Consider the following 24155-nt stretch of genomic DNA (forward strand, 5'->3'; position numbering starts at 1 on the left):
CGTTCGCCGAGAGCTCGGGAAACGTGCACGGGCAGAAGATCGAATGGTTACCGCGATGTCCACGCGACGTAGCGAACCACCACGTCTCCCTTCGCGCCCCCGAACCGCACGCGCACGGTCTCCCCGCGCCGCGCGCACACGGGGCCGCGCTCGCCGAGCTTGCCGTCCGTGACGGTCGAAGGTGTCTCCGCGAGCACGCGTCCTTTGTCGTCTTCCAGACGTCCGACCACGGCCTCGGCGGCGCTGAAGGCGACACGAAGGCACGCATCGGTGTCGAGCCCCGCGGCGAGCTCCTCGCCCACGTCGCCCGTCCCCGAGAGCTCGGCGCTCTTCAGCACGCGCATCCCGGCCGCGAGCCGCTTTCCTTCCTCGCCCAACGCCTCCAGCGACCGCGCGGGTCCCGATCCCGTGCCCCCGTCGGAGACGACCGCGGCCACTGCCGTTGGATTTTTCCCAGCAGGCGCGGTAGGCGTTTGCAGGTTCGCAGGGCGCTCCTCGGGCAGCCCGCAGGCGGCGAGGACGAACGTGATCACGCACGTCGACAACGCGAAGCGCCGGGTGGGCGCAAACGGCGCGCCGCGGTTCAAGCGATGGGTTGCCCCGCGCGCGGCGGTGCGACGCCGGGCTTGGGGGCGGGGGCGGGTTTGCCGTCCACCGGATCCATGCGGCAGCTGCCTTGGAACTCGACGCCGCGATCGATGAACACGGACGGGGAGTGGATGTTGCCGATCACCTTGCCCGGTGCGTGAATTTCCAGCGCGTGCTTAGCGCGGATGTTCCCGTGCACCTGGCCGCCGCGGACGATGACGGTGGCCACGTCGACCTCGGCGTGGACCTCGGCGCCCTCGCCGATGACCAAGGTGTCGTCGCTCTTGATCTCCCCCTTGAAGATGCCGTCGATGCGCACGCGCCCCTCGAAGGCGAGCTTCCCTTCGAATTGTGTCCCACGTCCAAGAAGCGCCGTAATCTCGGTGGCAGGTAGGGAGGAATCCATGGTCGGGCAGTTAGCAGGCAAGCCGGATCGGGGCAACTGCTCCGAGCCGACGGGTCGATGGTCAGCCCCGGCCACCACCGCCGCCCGCCTGGGATCTCGACCCTGAATCGCGACGACGGATTTTGACTACACCGCCTGTAAAAGTGCTACCAATCGGCACGATGCCCCGCGCGGCACGTGCAGCGCTCGCAGCCTTTGCAGCGCTCGCAATCGGGGCGGCGCTCGTCGCGCCACGTGAAGCGCGCGCCGACATCGCGCCGCTCGAGACCCACGCCGACGACGTGACCCTCGATGCGCGGTTGCGCGAGCTCGAGCTGCGAGGGAACGTCCGCCTCGACTCACCGCCGTTTCATCTGCGGAGCGATGCCCTTCGCCTTCGCCGCACGCCGCATGGAATCGAGGTCGATGGGCGCGGGCGCCTGGCGTTTTGCCAGTGCCTCGGCACCCCGGTGGCCGTGGGGTTCGATGGAGCGGTGGTCGCGCCGCCGGGGGATCTGCTCCTTCGCCATCCTCGCCTCGAGGTGCTGGGGATCCCGCTCTTTTGGTTTCCGTATTTCTGGCTGCGCTCGCCCGCCCGCTTCGGCCTCTTGGCCCCCGATCTCGCCTACCGCGGATCGGATGGTCTCTTTGCCGGCGGCGGCGTTCATTTGCCTTGGGGACCCGACGATCCGCTCTCGGCGCTCGACGTGCGCGCGGGCGCCTATTTTCGCGGTGGAAGCGCGTATGAGATGTACTTGCGCACCCCGTCGAGCCAGACGCGCGTGCGCTACGATCACGTAGGCGGCGACGGCTTGGTCGTCGATGCGCGCGGCGCCATGGTGCCCGCTGCATCCGCGGCTTCGGCCGAGGGCACGCGCCTCGATGGGCAGACCCTCGCATGGGACATCGACGTGCTTCGCGGCGCACGCGGCGTGCGCGCGACGACCGCGCTCGAGGCGGTGGCCCGCAACTACGATCGCGCCCGCGCCGAGGGGCAGCTGCGCGAGGGCGCCTTTACCTTCTCCGCCGGTTTGCGGACCACCTCGGTGCGCGGCGGCGATCTGGGGACCTTGGGCGCGTGGGGGCCGTTCGTCACCGCCCGGCGCGCCGAGGCGATTGGCAACTTCGGCACCTACGAAATGACCTTATCCGGAGGCGGTCTCCATGCGGCGCGGGCGCTCGGCCCCGCGCCGCGGCCGCCCGACACCCCGGACTCGGAGATGATTCCGTACCTCCGCGGCGAGGCCGGCGCGCTCCTCGCGACCCGCCTGGGCGCGATGGGCACCTCGCTGTCGCTGCGCGGGGCAGGGAACGTCGCCGGTGGCGAAGGGCGAAAGGGGGGCGATGGTGCGGCGAGCGCGCGCGCCGAGATGACGTTTCCCCTCGTGCGAAGCTTCGCCTCGGAGGACGCCGCCGATCCCTGGCGCCATCGGCTCGAGCCGCGCGCCGGCGTGGCCGGTCTGGTCGTTCATGCCAACGATGCGCTGGTGAGCGACTTCGGTCGGGGCCGCGGCTTCGGCGGGGTACGAGGTGGGACGTGGGTCGCCGAGCTGGGGCTCTCGAGCGCTATCGGCCGGTGGGGGCGGGGCGACGGCTTCGAGGCCGCGGCCTCCGCCGGCTTCGTCGGCGACGATGCGCGCGCCGATCCCGTGATGCGCTGGCGCGCGGCCGCCACGCACCCATGGTTCGGCCTCGGCGCCGAGGGCGCCCACGTCCTGCGCGCGTTTCGTCCGTCGGCCGACCTCGATCCGGCCGGTCATGCGGTGGTGGCGCGCTCGCGCATCGGGCGGGTCGACGGGCTCCACCTCTCGACCAACATCGCTGTTCGCAAGGACACCGACCCCGTCGCCGCCCGCCTCCTCACCGACGCGCCCCTCGAGCCGTCGGGCGGCTTCTTCGCGGCCCCCGGCACCACCGGAGGCGCAGCCGCATCGCTACCGTTCTCCCGCTCCATCGTCACGCGCGCGGGCGTCGACGCCGACCTCACCGAGCCGCGCCTCCTCGGCACCCGCGGTTCGATCGAGCTGCGCGATCGCTGCCAGTGCATCGTGCTCCGTGTCATCGGCTCGCACCGCTTGGGTCGCGACGGAGTCGACGTATGGATGACGATCGATCTCACCCCGCGCACCTCGAACGGCGGCCCTTGAGCGCGGTCCGCCGTCGTGGTTCGGCGGGGTTCGGAGCGCATTGCGCCGGTGCTCCCGAGGGGCGTTCGGCGGGGTTCGGAGCGCATTGCGCCGGTGCTCCCAAGGGCGTTTGGCGGGGTTCGGAGCGCGTTGCGCCGGTGCTCCCGAGGGCGTTTGGCGGGTTCGGAGCGCATCACGCTGGTGCTCCCGAGCACGTGCGCCGGTGCTCCCGAGGGCGTTGCGCGGGCGGTCCGGAGGGCCCTCCGCGAGCTGCGCATCCGGCGACCGGTTGCCCGCGATAGCCCACTTCGCTGCGCCGTTTTCATGTCGAAGTTGCAAATGAAATTCGGCAACGATCTAAGTGGAATATTCGATGCGGTTCTCCTTGCGACGAAGCTCGAACGGTGGTCTTTGTTCGCTATGAGTCCGCGTTCGATTGAAAACCATTTTCAAGGCATCCAATGCCTTCGCCGAGCGGCTCGCGGCGATGACGGTGATGCGAGGAGGTCGACATGAAAGGCCAGAAGGAAGTCATCGACCTCTTGAACGAGATCCTGACCGGAGAGCTCACCACGATTAACCAGTACTTCTTGCACGCCCGCATGTGTGAGAACTGGGGCTATCAGCGGCTCAACGAGAAGATCTACAAAGAGTCGATCGACGAGATGAAGCACGCCGACAAACTGATCAAACGGATCTTGTTCCTCGAGGGGCTCCCCAACGTGCAGCGCCTCGGCAAGATCAACATCGGCCAAAACGTCCCCGAGATCCTGAAGAACGATCTCGCGGCCGAACAGGCCGCCGTCAAACTCCTCAACGACGGCGTCCAGCTTTGCCGCGACCGAAAAGACAACGCGTCGGAAGATCTCGTCAAGGACATCCTGGTCAGCGAAGAGGAGCACATCGACTGGCTGGAGTCGCAGCTCGAGTTGATCTCGCAAGTTGGCGAGGCCCACTACCTCGCGCAGCAGATTCGGGACTGATCGGTATCTTTCATTTTTCGTCTGCCATCTGCCATCTGCCATCGATTGCGCGCGCGCGCAGGACGTGCGAATGGGTGCGTTCAGGCGGACGCGTGAGACCGGCGCGTCCGAGGCAGGTACGTAACCGGCGCGTGGGACGCGCGCGTCGACGGGGGCGACGATGATGAGGTGCTCGCCGCGAGGAAGTTGCGCGGCGTTTATTTACGGATGTGCCTCGTGCAAAACTGTGCTCGAGTCATGGTCGATGACTCCCACCACGGTCCGGCGCCTCGAAGTCCACGATCTGAACGTCACCCTCCGCGAACCCTTTGGCATTTCGGGCGGCACCCAAGACGCTGTCCGCAACCTGCTGGTCGTAGCCGAGCTCACCGATGGTACGCTCGGCTATGGCGAGGCGGCCCCTCTGCCCGCCTTCAACGGTGAAACGCAAGACGTCGCCCGGGCCGCCATCGAGTCGGTGCGGAGCACGGTCGAAGGAAGCGACGTTCGCGAGTGGCGAGCCATCGCCGATGCCCTCCGCGTCGCCACCCGGGTCGGCTCGGCGCGCTGCGCCATCGAAACGGCGCTCCTCGATGCGCTCACCCGCCGCGCCCAGATGCCCCTTTGGGCCTTCTTTGGCGGCCGCGAAGCCGAGCTCGTAACGGATATGACCATCCCCACCGGCTCGGTCGCCCGCGCGCGCGAGGCCACGCTCTCATGGGCCAGCCGAGGCTTTCGCACCTTCAAGGTAAAGATCGGCGGCACCAAGCTCGAAGAAGACGTCGATCGCATCGCCGCCGTTCGCGATGCAGCCCCGCAAGCGCTCCTGGTGGCCGACGCCAACGCGGCCCTCGACAGCGACACGGCGCTCGCGCTGCTTGCCGCGCTCGAGGCGCGCGGCGTGAAGCTCGCGCTGTTGGAGCAGCCGGTTGCGGGGAGGGACTTGGACGGTCTTGCGCGCGTGACCGCCGGCACGAGCATTCCCGTCGCCGCCGACGAGAGCCTCGCCGGTCTATCCGACGCGTGGACCATCGCCCGCCGGGGCGCCGCGGGCGTGCTCAACCTCAAGCTGAGCAAGTTCGGGGTGGCGGAGGCGCTCGACATCGCCGCCGTGGGACGCGCGGCCGGCCTTGGGCTGATGATCGGCGGCATGGTCGAGTCGAAGCTGACCATGACCATGTCGGCCTGTTTTGCCGCCGGCCTGGGCGGCTTCACGCACATCGACCTAGACACACCGCTGTTCATGGCGGAAGAGCCCCTGGACGGCGGCTTCGAATACCAGGGCGACCGCATCCACCTGCGCCACATCACCGCAGGCCACGGCGTGACCCCGGCCAAGCGCTAGGGCTCGCGAGCCGCGGCGAGACGGCCAACGCTGCGGCGAGACCGCCAACGCTAGGTGCTCGCGAACGGCCAACGCTAGGCGGCTCGCGAGACGGCCCTACGGGCATGAGCCGCGGCCACCAGGGGCGCGAGGCCCGGCCAAACGCTAGGATTGCGCCGAAGCGGTCCGCGTTCGAGGTCGCTCTGCCTCCGCCTGGCGCAGGGGGGCACTTCTCTGCAGGGAATAGGCGTCCCGAAGGCCCGCAAGTGCGCGTGAACGCGGCAGTTTCTCATGCCCTGGCCGGCGTCGTCCAAAGAACGGCTTGAAACTGAAAATAGCTTTCATTATCCTAGCGGAAGTCGAGGCGGCTCTTGAACGTCCGACGTCCGACGCATGTTCATCTGCATTTGCAACGCCGTCACAGACTCGGAAGTCCGCGCCGCCATCGAGGGTGGTGCTTGTTCGCGCGAAGAGGTGACCCAAGCCTGTAGCGCTGGCGGCGACTGCGGCTCATGTCACCACATGATCGAGGACATGGTCGAAGAGCACGAGGAGCTCATCGCCGCCTCCCGCCTCGTCCGCGAACGCGCCGCTTAGGCACTTCTCGCCGAGCTCCCACTCCGCGACCCGCGCAGAGGCACGCCGCGCCCGCGAAAGGCGCCCGACCGTCGAAAGGCGTCCTTAGCCGAAGGCACCTCGACCCCCAGCCGGAAGGCGCCTCGATCAAATCGACGCCGCCTCCCGCCTCGTCCGCGAACGCGCCGCTTAGGCACTTCTCGCCGAGCTCCCACTCCGCGACCCCGGACAGAGACACGCCTCGCCCGCGAAAGGCTGATTTCGCGGTCGAATCGCTTCAGCGAGGCGGAGGAGCGCAAACGGCGCGGTGCGGCGTGCGCTGAAGGACTTGGAGCATGAGCGCGCCATCGGAACGATCGACGACGAGGATTCCGAGGCGCGCCCGTGCTTCCACAGTCAAAAGGCGCCCTTAGCCCAAGGCGCCTCGACCCGTAGCCGGAAGGCGCCTCGAGCGAAAGGCGCTGCTAGCCGCAAATCTTTTCGACCAGAAACGACGCCACATCACTCGGCTTGGTCCCGGGCCCAAACCCCGCATCATACCCCAGCTCCAGCGCGAGCTTATGATCGATCCGCGGCCCCCCGAGCAGCAAGATCACCCCCTCGCGCCACCCCTGCTTCTTCGCCAAGTCGATGAACGCCCCCGCGTTCTCCTTGTGGCAATTGCGCTGCGTGATCACCTGGCTCACCAGGATCGCGTCGGCTTGCAGCGCGCGGGCGCGCTCCGCCAGCTGCTCGTTCTCCACCTGCGCGCCCAGGTTGTACGACTCGAAACCTTTGTAGCTCTCGAGCCCCTTGTCCCCCGCGTAGCCCTTGTAATTCAGCACGGCGTCGATCCCCACGGTGTGTGCGTCCGACCCGGTGCAGGCGCCCACCACCACGATCTTGCGCCCCAGGCGCGCCACGATGCGGTGCTCGATCTCCTCGCGCGACAGCGCCTCCGTCCGCACCTCGGGCACCTCGATTTGCGCGATGTCGATGGTGTGCTGCGAGTGCCCGTACACCACGAAGTACGAGTAGCCCTGCGCGCACTCTTCCATGGTGGCCACGATGGGCTCGCGCAGCCCGTGCAACTCGGCCAGCTGCTTGGCGGCCTCGCGCCCGCGCGCGGAGGGAGGCACCTGCAGGGTAAAGGAGATTTGAACCATGCCGTCGCCCTCGCGATCGCCGTAGGGGGAGAGCGGGCGGCTGGGATTGGTTGCGGTTTGCATCTTGTTCGGCATGGGCGGTCAACCTTTGCCTTCGAGCTGGTCGAGCACGGGGTTGAAATAGTCGGGGGAGCGCTCGGCCACCCCGCGGTAACCTTTTCCACCGGTTCGTGTTCGTTTTACGTCGGCGAAGGCGCCGGTGCCAATCGCGTCCCAGATCGAGTCGCGTTTCACCTCGGTGAGCAGCGCGTGCGCCTCGTCGAGCACTTGGCGGGCGCGGGTGGCGACGATGCCGTCCTTCTTGAACTCGATCTCGTCGCCCAGGTGCTTGGCCGCGCCGAAGACGTAGCGCGTGGCCTTGAGCGACAGGTAGCGGTCCATGAGCAGCGGGGTGTGAATGGCCTCGCTGAACATGCCCAGCAGCTCGATGGACTGGTTCGTCGTGACGCCCACCAGGTTGAACATGGCGTCGTGCACGTGCGCGAAGAAGATGTCGCCCACCTTGTGCTTGGTGGGCGGCATCCACTTGATGGGGTGCCGCGGGAAGATCTGCCGAATGAGCTGCGCCTGCGCGATCTCCAAGAGAAAGCTGTCCTCCAGCCAGGGATCGATCTCGTAGGCGTGCCCGAGCCCCATTTGCTCGTCCGCGATGCCCGCGCGCTTGGCGAAGGCCTCGTTGATGAATTGGCTGGTGAGCACGGTGTGCGCCTTCTCCACCGCGTCCGCCGTGGTGAGGTAGTTGTCCTCGCCCGTGTTGATGGTGATGCCCGCCCGCGCGATGAACCTCCGCGACACGTATTGGTCGACGAAGTTTCGGCACATGTTGATGTCGCGGAACAAGATGCCGTACATGGCGTCGTTGAGCAGCATGTCCAGCCGCTCCACCGCCGCCATCCACGCGATCTCCGACATGCACAGGCCCGACGAATAGTTCGTCTGGTGGATGTAGCGGCCGTACTCGTTGGTGGCTTCGTCGGTGGCCCGGCGGATGATGCGGAAATTTTCTTGGGTCGCGAAGGTGCCGCCGTAGCCCTCGGTGGTCGCGCCGTGGGGCACGTAGTCGAGCAGCGACTGCGCCGTCGCGCGGATGACCGCCACGATGTCCGCGCCCGCGTAGGCCGCCGCCTTGGCTTGCACCGCATCGTCGTAGATGTTGCCGGTGGCTACGATGACATAGCGCAGCGGTGAAGCCCCCGGCACGACCCGCGCCTTGAGCGCCTCGCGCTCCGTGCGCGCGCGGTCGATGCGCTCGATGGCCGCCGCGGTGTGCGGTGCCAGCGCGCCGCGGACCTCTTCGATGGATGGCCCGCCCTCGCCCGAGTCCAGCTCGTGGCCGTATGCCAGCCGCTCGGCCGCGTCTTGAATGGTGCTCGAGCCGTCGAGCAGCGCGCGGCCGAGAAAGTACGTCATCCCGCGGCCGAGCAGACCTGCCTTGTGGTACCGGTCGACCGCCAAGTTGACGAGCGGCGCGCCTTGATCGTCGACGCCGTCGACCCCGTAGGCGCGCAAAAAGGTCCGTTCCGCGCCGACCGTGGTGTGGCGGTCGATATAACGCTGTACGTCATCGGCGATGTCGGAGGCGAGCGCACGGCATTCCGCGACTTTGCGCTCGTCCATGGGTACGGTCGGCATGATCGGCATTTGCCATGACCATGCCTTCGTCCACAACCCCCGTCAGGAGATGCAGCCAAGCGCGGCGAGCAGCGCGCCCGCCGCGACGAGCCCGAATGTCAGCGCCGGTGGCCATCGCTGCGGACCTTGCATGAGGAGCGAGCCGATCCCGAGGTAGAAGAGCAGCCCCCCCGCGCCCAGGGCCGCGTAGGCAAAAAGGCCGGGGCGCTCGTCGCGCGCGAGATCCTCCTGCAACTGCGCCTCGAGCGAGGCCGCCGTTTGGTCGGTGTCCGCGGCCCGGTGGTTCGCGCCGATGCGTGCAAGCTGCACATTCGCCTGGCGCAAGCGCTCGCGGCCGTCTTCCGCGCCCACCCGCGTCGACAGCGCCGCCGCGCGCACCGCCCGCCACGCGCGCGCCGCCTCGGACCAATGGCCCTCCTGCTCCGCCTTTTGGGCCATCGCCACCAGCCGCTCGTAGCCGCGCGCAGGGTAGGGGCTCCCCGGCGCGCGCGCCTCCGCCGCGGCACGCGCTTCATCGATGGCGGCCGGAATGTCGCCGCGCGCGAGGGCCGCGTCGCTCGCGACCATGGAGCGCGCGCCGATACCGAATTGACGCGCGATCGCCACCGCAAAGACGATGGCCATCGCCAGGAGCAATCGGAGAGCGATGCGCGGAACGCTTTTCACGGGAGGTCACGCCGCTGAAACAGGATGGCCGCCAGAGTGACGAACAGGAGCGCGTACATCAACGCATTTTGCGCGGCAGAAGCGACGAAAGACCAAACGGGCATCTCCGGCACCTGCCCCAGGAGCAGCGCCCGCGGCGGAACATAGAGCTGCAGGTTCGGCACGGCGTGGGCGAGCGCCTTCCCGACCGCCCGAAACGTGGGGCCGAGCGGGCCAAACACGCGCGCGGGCAAGTTGCCCAACGCGTCCGCCTCCCGCCCGGCCACGAAGGCCCCCAACGTGAAAACCGCCGTGAGCGCAGGCGACGCAAACGACGCAAAGAAGCTCGCCAAGGCGCACACGATGGCCACCTCGGACACGGCCAGCGCGCACGAGGCGAGCAACAACCGACGCTCCCCGTCCGCCGGCACCAGCGCCGCCATGGCCGCAAACCACACGAACGACCACGGAACGACCGCGTCGGTGCTCCGCCGCGGCATCCACCGCGCGACCACGACCAGCGCCGCGACCAGGGCGGCCGACACCGCGAGCGCTTGGCCGGCCGCCCCCGACTCCGCGGCCAAAAAACCGAGCGCGCAGCCACCTTGCAGCGCGATGAACACGACCAACGTGAGCAAGGTCCCGAGGTATTTTCCTACGAGATACTCGTGTCGCCGCAGGGCGCGGGTCAGCATGGGCACGATGGTTTTGCGCTCGATTTCGCGGTGAAGCGTGGTCGATCCCAGAACGATGGCCGCCAGCACCGCGCCGAGCGAGGTGGACGCCGCCCCGAGGTCGGCCACCACGCGCCGCTCCTCGTGGATGGACAGCGCCCCCACGAACAGCGCGTACACGCTCGCGGCGAACCCCAGCGCGAGCATCGCGTGCAGCACGCGCGCCCGCACCGCCTCGCGGTACGCGTTCAGGGCGACGGCGAGGACGCGCGCCATCATCGCCTGCGCGTGCGCGCCACGTAGTCGCGAAGCCTCTGGGGAAGCGAGAGCATGGCCACCCGGATGCGTTCTTCGTAGAGCGAGCGCACGATGCCGTTTCCGAGGTTCACCAGCGCGCCGTACGTCAGCAAAACCCGCGGCCCGCCGTCTCCGGGCAGCGCGGCGTAGCGGAAGTAGCCCCACGCATCCTCGAGATCGTGCGGTCGCGAGAGATCGACCCAGAAGCGGATGCGCGCGTGCTCGGGCTCCTTTTTGAGGTGCAACGTGTACGCCGCGTCGATCAGCGCATTGCCATGGTGGACTTCCATGTACGCATCGCGGCTCGCGTCCGGCGTGGATCGATCGCGCGTGCGATCGAGACGCCGCACGAACTTGGCGCGCGGCAGGACCTGCCCGTACGCGCTCTCGTCATCCATCAGCGCCGTGAGCTCCTCCGGCGTGGCCGCCACGATGGTGTACGTCACGCCGCCGACATACCGGTGGCCCTCGAGATCGAGCGTCTGCGGCCGCACCACCGTTTCGCCCCGTTCGATGCGCAGAAGCTCGGCTTGCGACAAGCCCTCGGCCCTCGCCTCGCGGCACCCCACCGCCGCCCCGAGGGGCGCCAATGCGAGGGTCAAGAGAAGCGTCCTTCGCGTTGCGCTCGCCATGTGCGATGCACTCTAGCGACAACGCGCGACAAAGCGTCGCGAAACCACGCAGCGTTCATGCGAAGTTCATGCAAACGTGCTCGAACGTTGGCTCACTCCTCCGAGCCGACCACGATCTTCACGCGGGGCCCGACCGCGATGGGGAGCTCCCCGCGCAGCTCGTGCAGATCGCCGTCGATCATGTACCGCATGGTTCCATCGGCGCTCTCGATGTACGCCCGATCGGAGGTCGCCTCGAGCGTCTTGCCCGCCCGCATCGGCTCCGCGCGCCAGATACGCGGTAGCTCGCGCACGAAACCCATCGGTGACGCCGTGATGCCAAGCATGTGAAACGACTGCGGCCGCTCCGCATACCGATAGAACGGCCGGAACCCCAGCCCGATCTGATCGATGGTCCCGCCGGCGACGGCGAGGAAGTCGCGCTTCTCCCAGCGCGTTCCATCGGCGAAGGTGACCTGCCCGCGGAAAGGTTGGGCCATACGCCGGATCATCTCGCCGCCGACCAACGTGCTGCCCACGCCGCGCGCCAAGGTCTTGGCCGCCACCAGCGGGGTCGGATCGCCGCCGCGGTAATACTCGGCGAGAAACCCGTGCACCACGCCCGTGCCAAAGAGAAACCCGTAGTGCTCGCCGATGCGCATCACATGGCGCTCCACATTGAGCAGCGGCCGGGTGGCGCGCTCCGCGTAATCGCGAATGAGCCGCCCGAGCAGCCCCTCGGGCTTGCCCCGCCGGATGCCCACCGAGTTGGCCACCGTGTTCATGGTGCCGCCGCGCAAGAAGGCGAGCTGAGGTAAGGCGCTGCCGTTGTAGACGTTGATGAAACCGGTAATCGTGACGTGGTTCGTCCCGTCGCCGCCGCTGATGCCGAGCACGTCGATCTTGAGCCGCTGGAAGTCCTCCGCGATGCGGTGCAGCTCATCGATCGAGCGCGCCTCCCGCAAAATACCGTGATCGCCGAGCGCGCGCGCCAGACGACGTGCGGCGCGAGGGTCGCGCGAATTTCGCCTGCTGCGGGGGTTGAGGACGACTCCGATTCCCGACATGACCGCTTGGTATGACGATTGTGGGCTCATCGGTCAAGAGCCGCGGTAGCCCGAAGCGAAGCGTGAGGAAGCCGCGAGCGCCTCGCGCACACTCGTGCTTATGATGCCATTCATGGTGACTTCCTCCCTTTCGGGGTCCAGCTTTTCGCCCGAGCCGAGCCTATCCAGCCAAATCGAGCACGCCCGGCGCGCCGCGCTCCTCGTTCGCGCGACCGACCTCGCGGTCATCGTCGTAACCGGTGGCGACCGCATCTCGTGGCTCAACGGTCTGGTCACGTGCAACCTCGCGAACGTGACCCCTGGCCACGCCGTCTATGGCCTCGCCGTCCAACTGAAAGGGCGAATCGTCTGCGATGTCACCGTGCTCGTGGCCGAGGATCGCGCTCTGGTCGTGGTCCCCGCATCGGCCCGCGAAGAGCTTACGCAAGCCTTCGATCACTACTTGGTGATGGAGGATGTGGAGCTCGCACATCTGCCATTTGCCATCTGGCAAGCGCATGGCCCTCGCGCACGCGATCTCGTCGCCCCCGCGCGTGCCGCATCCCCCGCCATCGCCGCCGCGGAGATCGATTTCACGGGTCTCGGCGGTGCCATCGTGCTCGCGCCCGAGTCCGAGGAGGCGGCCGCCTGGCACGCGCTCGAGCCCACCTTGAAGTCCGCCGGTGGTCTCGTAGGCGACGACGCGGGCTGGGAAGCCTTGCGCCTCGAGCACGCGGTGCCGCGCTTTGGAAAGGACTTCGACGCCACCACCTATCCGCAGGAGGCCACCTTGGAGCGCCGCGCGGTGTCCTTCGACAAGGGCTGCTACCTCGGCCAAGAGGTCGTGTGCATGCTCGAGATGCGCGGCCGGGTCAAACGCAAGCTCGCGCCGCTCGTCCTCGCCAACCACGATCCCGGCGATCCGCCCGCCAAAGGCACCGCCGTCTTCGACACGACCGGCAAACAAGTGGGCGAGGTCACGAGCAGCGCCCCCAGCCCCACGTTGCAAACGCACATCGCCTTCGCGATGCTCAAAGCCGCATCCGCCGCCGCCGACACCCTCGTCAAAGTCGGAAGCCGCGACGCGCGCGTCGTCGACAAACCCGCGCGCGCGGGCTGATCGCCCGTCGCTAAACTTGCCAGACCTGCGCGAGCTGCCAGATCTGCGCGACCTGTCAGATCTGCGCGATCTGCCGGCCTTGCGCGATCTGCGCGACCTGGCAGACCTGCACGAGAAGCGAGCGAGACGCGGTTAGAGCTTGCGATCGAGGCGAAAGAGGCGCTTGTCGCCCACGGGCGCCAAAGGCTGTACGCGGAGCATTTCCAATGCGATTTCGCGGATGCGGCTGTCTTTTCCGACCCGCAGGTGCAGGCGGTCGCCGTCGCTCTTGAGGACCTCGCACCGGCCGAAGGCGAAGTGATCGACCAGATCGCCGGCCTCGGGAAAGAGGGTGTCGAAGTCGTCGGAGCCGCGGCGGATGGGGCGCGGTGGAACGGGGGCGTTCGTGCCGACCACTTCCCGCACGCCGGTGGAGGCGGCGATGGCGTCCGACCAGGTGGTTGGCGGCTGGATGCGTTCTTCGGCGGCGGGTGCCGGGGTGGCCGCGGGGCTCGGGACGGCGGTGACGGCGGGCACGGGGGGAGCGAGCGGATCCGTGCGCTCGGCGCCCGCCCCGTCGAGCGCGGTGGCGATGGCCTCGAAGGTGACGATGCGCGCGGCCACGATTTCACCGGCGAGCGTGTCCATGCCGCGATCGGTCTCGCGGGCGAGCACCCCGCGCAAGGAGAGCGCGGCGCCCTCGGCGATGCCCAGGCTCCCCTCGAGAAACAAGAGCTGCACGGGCCCGGCGATGCGCCGGAGAACATCCGGTGCGCCGGCACCTTCGCTCACGGTGCGGAGCACGACATCGGACACGACGCCGCTGCCGCGCAACCAGACGCGTGTGATGCCATGATCGCGGCAGGCGGTGGCCACCGCGTCGGGGAGGGGCTCCCCGCGGGTGCCGTTGAGAAGCAGATAACGAACTTTTTCGCTCAGGGTCGTTTTCATCGCATCATTGGGAACATCGAGGCCGATGCCGCGTGCTGTGCAGGCGCGGTGGGCGTGGTGGAAGAAGAAGCAGCGCGTGGTGCTCTGGGCGCATACACGATGCCCAGGGTGAAGCGAAAGCGCGGCGTGGTGACCGCGTCATCGCCGAAGGGAATGGCGCCGCCTCCGCCGATTTGAAAGGCCACGTCGGCCTGGGCGAAGGGGGCGCTCCGAAGCGCCGCGGTCCACTCGGCGGGCACGATGTGTTTTCCGTTCGGTTCGCTCCCGAGGAAGGCGCCCCTTTGCACGAGCCCGTGTTGTTCGGTGAAAATTGGAAGCACGCGGCCCTCGCCGCTCACGCTGAGGAGCTCCCGCGGCAGAATGTCGAAGCCCGCGCCGAGCGCCGCGTACCCCTGCGTGCCGATGCGCGCGCCCACGAACTCCGAGGTTTGCCGCAGCCGCGCGCCGAGCTCGACCCCGCCAAAGAACCGACCGAGCCGCAGATCGGCCGCGAGCGACGGCACGAAGACCGCGCCTTTGTCGCCGGCGAATTGCCCCGTATCCCCCGTGGGGGCCGACACGACGAAGCGCCCCGCGAGCGACCACGGTCGCACCTCGCGCGCATCGCCTCCCTTGTCGCGCGAAGTCCCCGAATCCCGGGATGGCGCAGGGCTTTCGCGGGGGACGATGGCGTAGGTGAGCCCGAAGCGCAAATCGCGGCGGGCCGTGTCGCGCAAGGGCTCGCCGGCGGTGATGCCGCTGACGCCGCTGCCGCTCTGGACCAAGGTGAGCGGCATCGCCGCATCGAGCTCCAGCCGTTTGGTCAATCCGTAGGCGAAGAGGAAGGTGGCGTTGACTTGATTGTCGACCGCGTTGACGTCCGTGCCGGTGGGCCCCGGTGTCGGCAGGTGCAGAACGATGGGGCGCGATAAGTACGACGTGACGAGCCCGAACCCGATGTGTCCCGGTGCAACCGTCTCGGTGCCGCCCACGCCCACGAAGCGCGAGGGTCCGGCGTGGGGCCAGAGCGTATCGCTGTCGATGCACGTGTTGGTGAGCGGGTTGTCGCAGCGCGCATGGGCCGCGCTCGGCGCGAACGCCGCCGCGAAGGACCCGAGGACGAAGGGAAGCACGAAAGGCCGCGATCGGCGCATGCGCGGGCACGTTATCATGGTGCACATTGGCGCTCGTTGATTTAGAACGCCCGGCGTGTCGTTCTCATCGTCGGACCAACCTACGCCTACACGAATGGCCGCGGCGCGATTGGTTTTGGGCAGCGGCTCGCCCCGCCGTCGCGAGATCCTCGAGTCGCTTCGCATTCCGTTCTTCGTGCGCATCCCGCACGTCGACGAGACCGTGCAACCCGGCGAGGGCCCGGACGCGTACTTGGAGCGGGTCGTAGGGGCCAAGCTCGGCGCCGTTCATGCTTTGCTCGACGAGGCGGAGCAGCAAACGGCCGCTATCATTCTGGTGGCCGACACCAGCGTGATCCACCGCGGCGAGATCCTCGGAAAGCCTGCGAACGTGGAGCACGCCGAGGCCATGGTGCGCGCGCTCGCCGGCGACACCCACGAGGTGAAGACGCGCTTTGCGCTCGCATCCAGCGCGACGGGCTTGCCCTTTCACGCGGAGACCGTGACGACCAAGGTCACCTTCCGCGCGCTCTCCGACGAAGAAATCCGCGACTACGCGGCGAGCGGGGAGGGGGCGGACAAGGCGGGCGCGTACGCCGTCCAAGGCTTTGGCGCATCGTTCGTCTCCCGCATCGACGGCAATTATTCCAACGTGGTGGGCCTCCCCGCGTGCGAGCTGGTGGTCGCGCTGCAACGCCACGCGCCGCGATGAAATACGGCGCCGCGCTGGCCTCGGCGCTCGCGTTGGCCGTCCGCCTCGCGACCGTCGTGTGGGCGTGCGATCGCTTCCCGCCCGCAGGCGACGGGACCTACTACCACGTGTTGGCCACGCGCATGGCGGAAGGTCACGGCTACACCTGGCTCTGGCCCGATGGCGCGGTCACGTATGCCGCGCACTACCCGGTGGGCTACCCGGCGCTGCTCGCGTTGGGGTATGTGGTGTTTGGCGCGCGGCCCGTCGTGGCCATGGTGATCAACGCGCTGCTCGGCGCGGCGATGACCTTCGCCGTGTACCGCTTGGTCGACACGGGTGCGCCTGCGCCGGGTTCGCGGAACGGTGCGCTGGATTCGCGGAGCGGTGCGCCGGGCTCGCGGAGCGGTGCGCCGGGTTCGCGGAGCGGTGCGCTGGATTCGCGGAGCGGTGCGCCGGGCTCGCCGATCGGTGCGCTGGATTCGCGGAGCGGTGCGCCGGGCTCGCCGATCGGTGCGCCGGGTTCGCGGAGCGGTGCGCGGGAATCGCGGAGCGGTGCGCCGGACTCGCCGATCGGTGCGCCGGGCTCGCGGAGCGGTGCGCCGGACTTGCGGATCGCGGCGCCGGACTTGCGGATCGCGGCGCCGGACTTGCGGATCGCCGTGCCGGACTCGAGGATCGCTGCGCCGGGCTCGCGCATCGCCGCGTTGGGCTCGCGGATCGCGGCGCTGGGTTCGCGCATCGCCGCGTTGGGCTCGCGGATCGCGGCGCTGGGCTCGCGCATCGGCGCGCTGGGGTTGCGCGTCCGCGCACCGTGGATCGTGCCGCTTGGCGCCGCGCTGGTGGTCGGGCTTCACCCCGCGCTGGTTCCGTACACGGCGGCCGTGATGACGGAGGGTGTGACGGCCGCGTTTCTCGTCTTTGCCGCGGCGATTGCGGCGCCGGCGCGCTCGGTGGTGCGCACGCGAAGCTTGGCGCTTCGTCTGGGCGCCGCGGGCATCGTGATGGGGCTTGCGACCCTGGTGCGCCCGCAGTCGCTGGTGCTGGCCCCCGTGCTCGGGGGGCTCGCGCTCGGCCCGGGCTTCTCCGTTCGCGCGCGCGCGTTCGCGGCGGCCTTCGTGTGCGCGTCGACGGTTCTCGTGTGCGCGCCTTGGACGGTGCGCAATTGTTTGCATATGCAACGATGCGCGCTGGTGAGCGTCAACGCCGGGTGGAACCTGTTCATCGGCGAGGAAACGAAGAGCGGCGCGTGGGAGGAGATCCGCTTTCCCGACGCGTGCAGCACCGTGTGGGACGAGGCGCAGAAGGACGTCTGCCTGGAGCGGGTCGCGCGCCGAAATATCCGGGGAGCGCCCGTAGGCTGGCTCGCCCGCATGCCCAAGAAGCTCGCGGTGACCTTCGACTATTTCGGCGCCGCGCCTTGGTACCTCCACGTCTCCAATTCGCAGGCCTTCCCCGAGCGCGCCAAGGTGGTGCTCGGCGCGATCGAGACGGTGGTCTCGCGCCTTCTCCTGATCGCGGCCCTCGTCGCCCTCGCCGCGCGCCAAGGTGCACGGCGCGCGATGCGCGTGGCCTTGGGTGTCGCCGGCATCGCGCTCGCCTTGTCGCCCTCGGGCTGGCCCGCGTACCTGGTGCTGGCGCTGCTCGCGGCCGAGCGCGCCCTCGAACACGACGCCGCCGACCGTTTTCTCCTGGGCTGGACCGCCGCCGTCATCGCCGCCACGGCCGCGACGCACGCGGTGTTCTTTGGCGCCGGGCGGTACGGCCTGGTGGTCGTACCGTTCGTCTCCGCGCTGGCGTGTGGGGTGCTCGGATCAGGGACCGGGGCCGGGAAAGCGTCCCGTGAGGGCGAGACCGCCGGGCACCTCGAGATCCTTTAAGAACTCGAGGAGCAGATCGTTCTCCTCGCTCCCGCGCGCCGTGCGGAGCTCGCGCAACGTGGGCGGTGTCGCGTGGCGCGCGAGCGCCTTGTACTGAAAGAAGCGGATGAACGTATTTTTGTCGATGCCGGTCTCGATCCCGCCGAGCCAGGGCCGATCGGGCGCGCTGGCCATGGCGACGGCGTTCCAGGCGGCCGCGCGCGAGACATCGTCGAGATCGCGCCGGTGGGCGGCGTCCGCGAAGGGGCGTACGGTCTCCGGATCTTGGGTGAGCGCGGCGGCGCCGGCGGGGGTGTCGTTGACCCCGGCCAGCTGGCGCTCGGCGTCCTGATCGGCGAACACACGGGCGGAGGGCTTTCCCTCCAGATCGAGCACGCGGATGGCCAGATCGCTGGCCAGCTCGCGGGTCATGTCGCTGATGGCGCGGTCGGCGAGGATCTGATCCATCACGCTCGAATCGGAGAAGTACTGGAGCGTGCCGAGGGCCGCGCTGCGGCCGCGAAGCTCGCCGCGCCAGACGGGCGCCTGGTCGGCCTTGCGTTTCACCTCGCAGCCCAAGTCCGCGTAGACGATGACATAGCCGTGCCCTTTGTCCGAGGCGCGCCGCAGGGCGAATCGATCCAGCCGGCAGCGGGCGACATACCCGCCGGGCTCGCCGCCGTGAAACGCGCGCGCCTCGATTTCACTGCGGATCCCGCTAGCCAGCACGGCCGCCGGCCCCGGGGCTCGAACCCCGCCGGGCACCACGATGGCCGCCTCGGGATCGAGCGGGGGGCTGATGGGCTCGAAGTCCAGCACGGGCGGGCCTTGCCGCGGGTTGGGGCTGAGGGTCGGCGTGTGCAAGGCAAGGGGGCCGGAACCGCAGCCGGTCGCGAGGGTCGCGGAGGTCGCGAGGGTCGCGTAAGCCGCGAGAGAAAGCGTCCATGCAATCGTCTTCGTGCGCATCGCGCGCGACTTAATCACGCTTTCATTGCGAAGCGTCGCGCAAAGTGCCACTTTGCGCTTCGTCGACGCCGAACAAGCGATCGCCGGTTCGAAAACGACGGCCTCCGGGCCCACTTGACGAACGGGAGGAAAGTCCGAGCTCCAAAGAGTGCGATGCCGGGTAACGCCCGGTGGCGGAAACGCCCAGGAGAGTGCCACAGAAAACAAACCGCCTCGCCCCGGCGCACGTTCGTGCTCCGCGCGAGGTAAGGGTGAAACGGTGGGGTAAGAGCCCACCGCATCGGCGGCAACGTCGATGGCATGGCAAACCCCATCGGGAGCAAGGCCGCGTAGGCAGGCGCTACAAGGGCTACTCGCCCAAGCCTGCGGGTTGGCTGCTCGAGGCGTCCGGTAACGGCCGCCCTAGAGGAATGATCGCTGCCGCGCAAAGGGCAACCCTTGCGCGGAACAGAACTCGGCTTACGGACGACGTCGACCACGCGCCTGCGTTTCCCGCGAGGGAGCGCAGGCGTCGTGCTTTTTTGCGGCCGCGTTCCGCGAGGGGTCGCCGGCGTCGTGCTTTTTTGCGGCCGCGTTTCCGCGAGGGGTCGCAAGTGTCGTGCTCTTTGCGCCCCGTTCACCGCGAGGGGGTCGCCGGTGTCGCGATTTTTTGCGGCCACGTTCCGCGAGGGGTCGCCGGCGTCGTGCTTTTTGCGCCGCGTTCACCGCGAGGGGTCGCCGGCGTCGTGCTTTTTTGCGGCCGCGTTTCCCGCGAGGGACCGTGTCGTGCTTTTTGCGGCCGCGTTCCGCGAGGGGTCGCCGGTGTCGCGCTTTTGCGCCCGTTCACCGCGAGGGGTCGCAAGTGTCGTGCTTTTTGCGCCCGTTCACCGCGGCGGGGACGTATTTTCGAGCCAGGCGACGATGGACGGATGGTGCGGTTTCCACCCGAGCTCGGCGCGGGCTCGCTTGGCGCGCACGCGGCTGTTGGACGCAAGGTGAAGGTGCGCATCGGCGAAGCCCCAGAAGCGCGCGGCCTCCTCGATCGAAAGGCTGGCCGCCGGCAGCCCAAGCCGCCGCCCGACGGCGGTGACCACGGTCTTCAGGTCCGCTTCGCCGTTTTCGGCATAGTAGAACGCACCCCCGGGCGCCTTCTCCAGCGCGAGCAGGTACAGATCGGCCAGGTCCTCTACGTGGACGTTGGACCAGACGTTCGCACCCCGCCCAATCCAGTGCGCCGCGCCGCTCGCGCGCGCCTCGCGCTCGATGTTCGGGATCTGGATGCTCTCCACCTTCAGCCCCAGGCCGTCGCCGTACACCATGGTCGGGCAGATCACGATGGAGTGGACCCCCTGGTTCGCCGCGCGCTGCACGGCGCGATCGGTGGCGACGCGATCGGCCTTGTCCGCGATGGGCTCGTAGTCCGTGTCCTCGTCGAAGACGTCGGCCACGAGCTCGCCCTTGGCGTCCGTGGAGACGATGCTCGAGCCGCTGGTGTGAAGGAACCGCTTCCCCGAGCCTTCCACCCCGCGCAAGAGCGCGTCGACCGAAGCCCGATGGTCGGCGTCGGCCGCGCTGATCACGGCGTCCGCCTCGCGCGCCGCCTCCGTGAGGGCGGCCAAGTCCGAGAGGCTCCCGAGCACGGGCTCGATGCCCCGCGCGCGCAGCGCCGACGCGCGCTCCTCCGTGCGCGCGAGCCCGCGCACCCGATGCCCCGCCCGCCGAAGCCGCTCCGCGACCGTCCCGCCGATGTACCCCGTCGCACCCGCCAAAAAGATGTTCATGGTCCGCCTCCTTTGCTGCCCCGGACCTTAGGTCGCGCCATTTACGCTCGATAGACCCGTTTCTTTCGCAGGACTCGTTCCTAGAATTCGCGAATGACCATCCTTCAAGAGCCGCTCACCGGCCTCGCCGCCTTCGTCCACGCGGTGGAGACCGGGAGCTTCAGCGCGGCCGGGCGCCTGCTCGGCGCGTCGCCCTCGGCCGTGAGCAAGGTGGTGGCCAAGCTCGAGAGCCGCCTGGGCGTGCGCCTCCTGCAGCGCACCACGCGCGCGCTCCACCCCACGGCCGAGGGCTTGTGGCTCTACGAGCGCGGCCAGCGCATCGTGACGGAGCTCGCCGAGACCGAGGTGGCGCTGCGCGAGGCACACGGCCCGCGCGGGCTGCTCCGCATCACGGCCCCCGTCGATCTGGGCCGCCACTGGCTCACCAAGCAGCTGCCGAAGTTCTTCGCGCAGTACCCCGAGATCACCTGCGAGCTCAGTCTCACGGATCGCTTCGTCGATCTGGTGGACGATCGCTTCGACGTGGCGCTTCGCATGGGCGAGGCGGCCGACGGCCCGCTCATCCGGCGCAAGCTCGGTCCCACCCGAACCTCGATCTGCGCGGCCCCGCGCTACTTGCGAAGGCGCGGCACCCCGCGGCACCCCAAGGATCTCGCGGCGCACGACTGCCTGCCGTACGCGCGCGACGGCAAACGCCAGACGTGGACCGTCGGCAATGTCACCGTGTCGGTCACCGGCCCCTTCGCGGCCGACAACTGCGACGCGCTCCTGGCCATGGCGCTCTCCGGCGCAGGCGTCGTGCTTCTGCCGCGCATCGTAGCCGCGCCCGACGTGGGCGCGGGTCGGCTGCGCGCGCTCTTTCCCAAGTACCCCTCGTACGGGCCCAACGTGTATGCCGTTTATCCGGAGCAGCGGCATCTCTCGCCGCGCGTGCGCGCCTTCGTGGACTTTTTGGCCACCGAGTATCCGCGGTCGCTCGATGTCCTCTGACGTGCGTCGATGGTAGAATGAGCGCCGTCATGCGGCCGCTCTTTGCCGATCCTCGAACCGACTACGCATTCAAGGCGATCTTCGGTACGGAAGAGCACAAGCCGTTGCTCGTCGCGCTGCTGAACGATCTCTTGGAGCTCGACGAGGCGCATCGGGTGGTGCAGGTGGAGTTGCTGTCGGCAGAACAGCGTCCGAAGGTAAGTGAGCTCAAACACTCCATCGTCGACGTGAAGTGCCGCGATGCACGCGGCACCACGTACGTGGTCGAGATGCAGGTGCTCAATGTGGAGGGCTTCGAGAAGCGCGTCGTCTACAACGTGGCCAAGGCCTACACGAGCCAGCTGGGGATCGGGGAGCATTACCCGACGCTGAACGACGTCATCGGCGTGACCATCTGCGATTTCAACCTCTGGCCGGAGGCGGAGGTGCCGCTCTTGAGCCGCTGGCGCATGCAGGAGCAGCACACGCGGCGGGTCGGCTTGCCCGAGCTCCAGTTCGTCTTTTTGGAGCTGCCAAAGCTCGACCGAACGCGCGAGCCGCAAACGGTGATTGAAAAGTGGGCCTACTTCTTCCGCGAGGCCTCGAAGCTGAAATCCGTTCCGCCCGTGCTCGCGCAAAAACCCCACCTCGACGCGCTGGATGCTGCCCGCACCGCCCGATTCTCCGAGGAAGAGTGGGAGGCGTACATCCGCGCGGGCATGGCCATTCAAGACGAGCGCGGCGCGCTCTCGCTCGCCCGGCGGGAGGGGCGCGAAGAGGGCCACAAAGAGGGGCACAAGGAAGGGCACACGGAGGGCCAGCTTATCCAAGCTCGCACCACACTGCGCCGCGTGCTGCGCGCACGCGGGCTCGCCATCTCCGCCGAGGACGAGGCCCGCATCGATGCGTGCTCCGACCTCGCCACCCTCGACCAATGGCTCGATCGCAGCCTCACCGCCGACACGGTCGCGGCCGCCCTCACATCGGCATAGACTCGGCCGCTAAGCGGCTTTGCCGGTCGTCGCAACAGGCGTCTCCGCCTCGGCGACCATCGCGCCCTTCATCTCCAGCTCCTGACCGAGACGCCGGCGCAACTTCATCTTGGCACGCGACTCGATTTGGCGGGCCCGCTCGCGCGACACGCCCAGGCGGCGTCCGATTTCGGCGAGGCTCAGCTCGTCGGGATCGTCGGCCATCACGCGGACGGTGACGATGTAGCGCTCGCGTGGATCGAGCTCGTCGAGCGCTTCGCGCACCCGGTGCTCGATCTCGTGCGTGCGCTCGTAGCGCAGAAAGCGCTCTTCCTGCGAGGGAAGCGGGGAGGGGAGCGCGTCGACAATCGATGCGGTCGTATCGTCGTGGGCCTTGGTGTCGAGCGACAGATCGCGCGCCTCCACCCGCTGCGCGAGCTGCGAGATCTTTTCCTTGGTGGTGCCAAAACGGCTCGCGAGCTGTTCGGCGACTTCGTCCGAGTCGGAGGTGAGCGCCGAGATTTTTGCTTTCTCCCTTCGGAGTCGAAAGAACACCTTGGAGCGCAACGGACCGGCTCCAACGCCCACGATGCTCCACGCGCGAATCACGTAGTCGAGAATGTACGCGCGGATCCAGTGCGCGGCGTAGGTCACGAAACGCGTTCCGCGGTCGGGATCGAATTTCCGAAGGGCGGTCATCAGGCCCACATTTCCCTCGGAGATCAGATCGGCAAGGCGCAGTCCGTAGCGGCGGTAGGTCAGAGCAATCGCGACCACGTGCCGCAAATTCGCCTCCACCAGCGCCCCCACGGCCTCGGGATCGCCGAGGTCGCGCACCCGCACGGCGAGTGCCCACTCGTCTTCGCGCGATAAAGCGGGTGCTCGCTGCACGCGCGCGATGTACCGCGAGACGCTCGAATTCGGATCGAGGGAACTCTTCATCATGGTCGCTCCCTCCGCATCTCGGCGCCCCGTGCCGAAGAAAGGACGATGCTGGCGTTGTCCACGCCGCGCATCGATGCAGGATCAGTGCGAGCAGTCCGTCCACGCTCCCGTCGTCAAGGACTTGACGTGGCGTCGGCGAAAAACCGCCACCTCAGCAAGTCGACGCATCGCGCTAGCCGCCGTCTGGCATCGTTCGCCACGTGGCAATCTTGCCCTCCCGTGGCAGTCCGGCGCCCGCTTGCGGTTCGCCCAATCCGCGACTTTTTCAGCGCCGCGACCGTAGAACCGCCGCGCGTATCCCGCCCTGCACCGCCCCCGCGGCGACGCTTCAAAAACGGCGCGCCGCTCCACGCAAAACCGCCGGTCATCGCAACGCGTTCGTACGCGCGCGCGACACCGGCGGCCTTTCACAACGAAAATGTACGCGAGCCCGCGATCAGCCGGGGCCGATCAAGCCGAAAAAGACGACCCGCAACCGCAGGTGCCTTTGACATTCGGGTTGTTGAATTTGAACCCGGAGCCGTGCACGCCCTCGACGTAGTCGATCTCCGTCTCCTCCAGGTACTGGTGGCTGAGCGGGTCGACATACAGCTTGACGCCGTTGGACTCGTATTCCTCGTCCATCTCGCCAACCGCGTCCTCGAAATAAAGGTCGTAGCTGAAGCCGGCGCAACCACCGCCAACGACGCGCAAACGCAACCCTTGCCCCTCGAGGGCCTCGGCGGAGGCGATCTCTTTGACCTTCGTGGCGGCTTTCTCAGTGATGGTGATCATAGTGATTGTGGCGATTATACGGACGGAGCCGCATCCGCGCCAGGGGA

At 68.4% G+C, this 24155-nt stretch carries 23 protein-coding genes and 1 other RNA gene; 10 read left to right on the forward strand and 14 right to left on the reverse strand.

Annotated features, from left to right (window positions below):
- Positions 1-47 precede the first annotated feature (47 nt).
- Together LZC94_11225 and LZC94_11230 are read right to left on the reverse strand one after the other, a co-directional pair.
- Positions 48-533: a hypothetical protein gene (locus tag LZC94_11225; protein WXB17823.1), complete on the reverse strand. Its 486-nt coding sequence runs from the start codon at positions 531-533 to the stop codon at positions 48-50.
- A 50-nt stretch (positions 534-583) separates the two neighbouring features.
- Positions 584-994 (reverse strand): polymer-forming cytoskeletal protein, encoded by a 411-nt coding sequence (locus LZC94_11230; GenBank protein WXB17824.1) that lies wholly within the window; start codon positions 992-994, stop codon positions 584-586.
- 161 nt (positions 995-1155) lie between these two features.
- On the opposite strand from LZC94_11230, the gene LZC94_11235 reads away from it, so the two are divergent.
- From LZC94_11235 to LZC94_11250, 4 genes are all read left to right on the forward strand, one after another.
- Positions 1156-3120 carry a hypothetical protein gene (locus tag LZC94_11235; protein ID WXB17825.1) on the forward strand — a complete coding sequence of 655 codons (1965 nt, stop codon included), beginning with the start codon at positions 1156-1158 and terminating at the stop codon, positions 3118-3120.
- Positions 3121-3611: 491 nt separating this feature from the next.
- A complete protein-coding gene (gene bfr / locus LZC94_11240) occupies positions 3612-4082 on the forward strand; it encodes a bacterioferritin (GenBank protein ID WXB17826.1) in 471 nt (156 codons plus the stop codon).
- A gap of 244 nt (positions 4083-4326) precedes the next feature.
- Complete coding sequence (locus LZC94_11245; GenBank protein ID WXB17827.1) at positions 4327-5406, forward strand: dipeptide epimerase; 1080 nt, start codon at positions 4327-4329, stop codon at positions 5404-5406.
- 372 nt (positions 5407-5778) lie between these two features.
- Entirely contained in the window at positions 5779-5982 is a 204-nt protein-coding gene (locus tag LZC94_11250) for a (2Fe-2S)-binding protein (protein WXB17828.1), read from the forward strand.
- Between the two features lie 443 nt (positions 5983-6425).
- Here the strand turns inward: LZC94_11250 and LZC94_11255 are convergent, their stop codons facing one another.
- The 6 genes from LZC94_11255 to LZC94_11280 form a co-directional block, all read right to left on the reverse strand.
- Positions 6426-7181 (reverse strand): cobalamin-dependent protein, encoded by a 756-nt coding sequence (locus LZC94_11255; GenBank protein ID WXB17829.1) that lies wholly within the window; start codon positions 7179-7181, stop codon positions 6426-6428.
- Between the two features lie 6 nt (positions 7182-7187).
- Positions 7188-8738 (reverse strand): lysine 5,6-aminomutase subunit alpha, encoded by a 1551-nt coding sequence (locus LZC94_11260; protein WXB17830.1) that lies wholly within the window; start codon positions 8736-8738, stop codon positions 7188-7190.
- A gap of 42 nt (positions 8739-8780) precedes the next feature.
- Positions 8781-9404, reverse strand: a complete 624-nt coding sequence (locus LZC94_11265) for a hypothetical protein (GenBank protein ID WXB17831.1) — start codon at positions 9402-9404, stop codon at positions 8781-8783.
- Positions 9401-10336, reverse strand: a complete 936-nt coding sequence (locus tag LZC94_11270; protein ID WXB17832.1) for a hypothetical protein — start codon at positions 10334-10336, stop codon at positions 9401-9403. Before LZC94_11270 ends, LZC94_11265 begins: the two co-directional genes overlap by 4 nt.
- Positions 10333-10956, reverse strand: a complete 624-nt coding sequence (locus LZC94_11275) for a hypothetical protein (protein ID WXB17833.1) — start codon at positions 10954-10956, stop codon at positions 10333-10335. The genes LZC94_11270 and LZC94_11275 overlap by 4 nt, the downstream gene beginning before the upstream one ends.
- Positions 10957-11078: 122 nt before the next feature.
- Complete coding sequence (locus LZC94_11280; GenBank protein ID WXB17834.1) at positions 11079-12032, reverse strand: sphingosine kinase; 954 nt, start codon at positions 12030-12032, stop codon at positions 11079-11081.
- A 112-nt stretch (positions 12033-12144) separates the two neighbouring features.
- Between LZC94_11280 and LZC94_11285 the strand changes: the two genes are divergently transcribed.
- Entirely contained in the window at positions 12145-13131 is a 987-nt protein-coding gene (locus LZC94_11285) for a folate-binding protein YgfZ (protein WXB17835.1), read from the forward strand.
- A 132-nt stretch (positions 13132-13263) separates the two neighbouring features.
- Here LZC94_11285 and LZC94_11290 read toward each other — a convergent pair whose 3' ends face one another.
- Both LZC94_11290 and LZC94_11295 read right to left on the reverse strand, forming a co-directional pair.
- Positions 13264-14061, reverse strand: a complete 798-nt coding sequence (locus LZC94_11290; GenBank protein ID WXB17836.1) for a DNA-binding protein — start codon at positions 14059-14061, stop codon at positions 13264-13266.
- Positions 14058-15194, reverse strand: a complete 1137-nt coding sequence (locus LZC94_11295; GenBank protein ID WXB17837.1) for a hypothetical protein — start codon at positions 15192-15194, stop codon at positions 14058-14060. Before LZC94_11295 ends, LZC94_11290 begins: the two co-directional genes overlap by 4 nt.
- A 94-nt stretch (positions 15195-15288) precedes the next feature.
- Here LZC94_11295 and LZC94_11300 point away from each other — a divergent pair, with 94 nt between their 5' ends.
- Both LZC94_11300 and LZC94_11305 read left to right on the forward strand, forming a co-directional pair.
- Positions 15289-15885 carry a Maf family protein gene (locus LZC94_11300; protein ID WXB17838.1) on the forward strand — a complete coding sequence of 199 codons (597 nt, stop codon included), beginning with the start codon at positions 15289-15291 and terminating at the stop codon, positions 15883-15885.
- Positions 15882-17744 (forward strand): hypothetical protein, encoded by a 1863-nt coding sequence (locus tag LZC94_11305; GenBank protein ID WXB17839.1) that lies wholly within the window; start codon positions 15882-15884, stop codon positions 17742-17744. The genes LZC94_11300 and LZC94_11305 overlap by 4 nt, the downstream gene beginning before the upstream one ends.
- On the opposite strand, the gene LZC94_11310 is transcribed toward LZC94_11305, so the two are convergent.
- Entirely contained in the window at positions 17679-18689 is a 1011-nt protein-coding gene (locus tag LZC94_11310) for a hypothetical protein (GenBank protein WXB17840.1), read from the reverse strand. The genes LZC94_11305 and LZC94_11310 overlap by 66 nt on opposite strands.
- 63 nt (positions 18690-18752) lie before the next feature.
- Between LZC94_11310 and rnpB the strand changes: the two genes are divergently transcribed.
- An RNA gene (rnpB, locus tag LZC94_11315) (RNase P RNA component class A) lies at positions 18753-19167 on the forward strand.
- 385 nt (positions 19168-19552) lie between these two features.
- Here the strand turns inward: rnpB and LZC94_11320 are convergent.
- Entirely contained in the window at positions 19553-20449 is an 897-nt protein-coding gene (locus tag LZC94_11320) for an NAD-dependent epimerase/dehydratase family protein (GenBank protein WXB17841.1), read from the reverse strand.
- Positions 20450-20542: 93 nt separating this feature from the next.
- On the opposite strand from LZC94_11320, the gene LZC94_11325 reads away from it, so the two are divergent.
- On the forward strand, positions 20543-21439 hold the full coding sequence (locus LZC94_11325) for a LysR family transcriptional regulator (protein ID WXB17842.1): 897 nt from the start codon (positions 20543-20545) through the stop codon (positions 21437-21439).
- A gap of 17 nt (positions 21440-21456) precedes the next feature.
- Positions 21457-22410, forward strand: coding sequence for an Rpn family recombination-promoting nuclease/putative transposase (locus tag LZC94_11330; GenBank protein WXB17843.1), 954 nt, complete (start codon positions 21457-21459; stop codon positions 22408-22410).
- A gap of 9 nt (positions 22411-22419) precedes the next feature.
- Here the strand turns inward: LZC94_11330 and LZC94_11335 are convergent, their stop codons facing one another.
- Together LZC94_11335 and erpA are read right to left on the reverse strand one after the other, a co-directional pair.
- The gene (locus LZC94_11335) at positions 22420-23334 is read right to left on the reverse strand and encodes an RNA polymerase factor sigma-32 (protein ID WXB17844.1); all 915 of its coding nucleotides are present in this window, start codon (positions 23332-23334) and stop codon (positions 22420-22422) included.
- A gap of 450 nt (positions 23335-23784) precedes the next feature.
- Positions 23785-24108, reverse strand: a complete 324-nt coding sequence (gene erpA / locus LZC94_11340) for an iron-sulfur cluster insertion protein ErpA (protein ID WXB17845.1) — start codon at positions 24106-24108, stop codon at positions 23785-23787.
- Between the last annotated feature and the right edge of the window lie 47 nt (positions 24109-24155).

The organism is Sorangiineae bacterium MSr11954 (genome assembly GCA_037157815.1).
GTDB lineage: Bacteria > Myxococcota_A > Polyangia > Polyangiales > Polyangiaceae > Pendulispora > Pendulispora albinea.

Coding starts and splice junctions, on each gene's coding strand:
- LZC94_11260 (WXB17830.1), bottom strand. CDS start 8,738: ATGCCGACCGTACCCATGGACGAGCGCAAAGTCGCGGAATGCCGTGCG.
- LZC94_11280 (WXB17834.1), bottom strand. CDS start 12,032: ATGTCGGGAATCGGAGTCGTCCTCAACCCCCGCAGCAGGCGAAATTCG.
- LZC94_11310 (WXB17840.1), bottom strand. CDS start 18,689: ATGCGCACGAAGACGATTGCATGGACGCTTTCTCTCGCGGCTTACGCG.
- LZC94_11235 (WXB17825.1), top strand. CDS start 1,156: ATGCCCCGCGCGGCACGTGCAGCGCTCGCAGCCTTTGCAGCGCTCGCA.
- LZC94_11295 (WXB17837.1), bottom strand. CDS start 15,194: ATGCGCCGATCGCGGCCTTTCGTGCTTCCCTTCGTCCTCGGGTCCTTC.
- LZC94_11230 (WXB17824.1), bottom strand. CDS start 994: ATGGATTCCTCCCTACCTGCCACCGAGATTACGGCGCTTCTTGGACGT.
- LZC94_11285 (WXB17835.1), top strand. CDS start 12,145: ATGGTGACTTCCTCCCTTTCGGGGTCCAGCTTTTCGCCCGAGCCGAGC.
- LZC94_11290 (WXB17836.1), bottom strand. CDS start 14,061: ATGAAAACGACCCTGAGCGAAAAAGTTCGTTATCTGCTTCTCAACGGC.
- LZC94_11245 (WXB17827.1), top strand. CDS start 4,327: ATGACTCCCACCACGGTCCGGCGCCTCGAAGTCCACGATCTGAACGTC.
- LZC94_11255 (WXB17829.1), bottom strand. CDS start 7,181: ATGCCGAACAAGATGCAAACCGCAACCAATCCCAGCCGCCCGCTCTCC.
- bfr (WXB17826.1), top strand. CDS start 3,612: ATGAAAGGCCAGAAGGAAGTCATCGACCTCTTGAACGAGATCCTGACC.
- LZC94_11325 (WXB17842.1), top strand. CDS start 20,543: ATGACCATCCTTCAAGAGCCGCTCACCGGCCTCGCCGCCTTCGTCCAC.
- LZC94_11250 (WXB17828.1), top strand. CDS start 5,779: ATGTTCATCTGCATTTGCAACGCCGTCACAGACTCGGAAGTCCGCGCC.
- LZC94_11330 (WXB17843.1), top strand. CDS start 21,457: ATGAGCGCCGTCATGCGGCCGCTCTTTGCCGATCCTCGAACCGACTAC.
- LZC94_11300 (WXB17838.1), top strand. CDS start 15,289: ATGGCCGCGGCGCGATTGGTTTTGGGCAGCGGCTCGCCCCGCCGTCGC.
- LZC94_11305 (WXB17839.1), top strand. CDS start 15,882: ATGAAATACGGCGCCGCGCTGGCCTCGGCGCTCGCGTTGGCCGTCCGC.
- LZC94_11270 (WXB17832.1), bottom strand. CDS start 10,336: ATGATGGCGCGCGTCCTCGCCGTCGCCCTGAACGCGTACCGCGAGGCG.
- erpA (WXB17845.1), bottom strand. CDS start 24,108: ATGATCACCATCACTGAGAAAGCCGCCACGAAGGTCAAAGAGATCGCC.
- LZC94_11320 (WXB17841.1), bottom strand. CDS start 20,449: ATGAACATCTTTTTGGCGGGTGCGACGGGGTACATCGGCGGGACGGTC.
- LZC94_11335 (WXB17844.1), bottom strand. CDS start 23,334: ATGATGAAGAGTTCCCTCGATCCGAATTCGAGCGTCTCGCGGTACATC.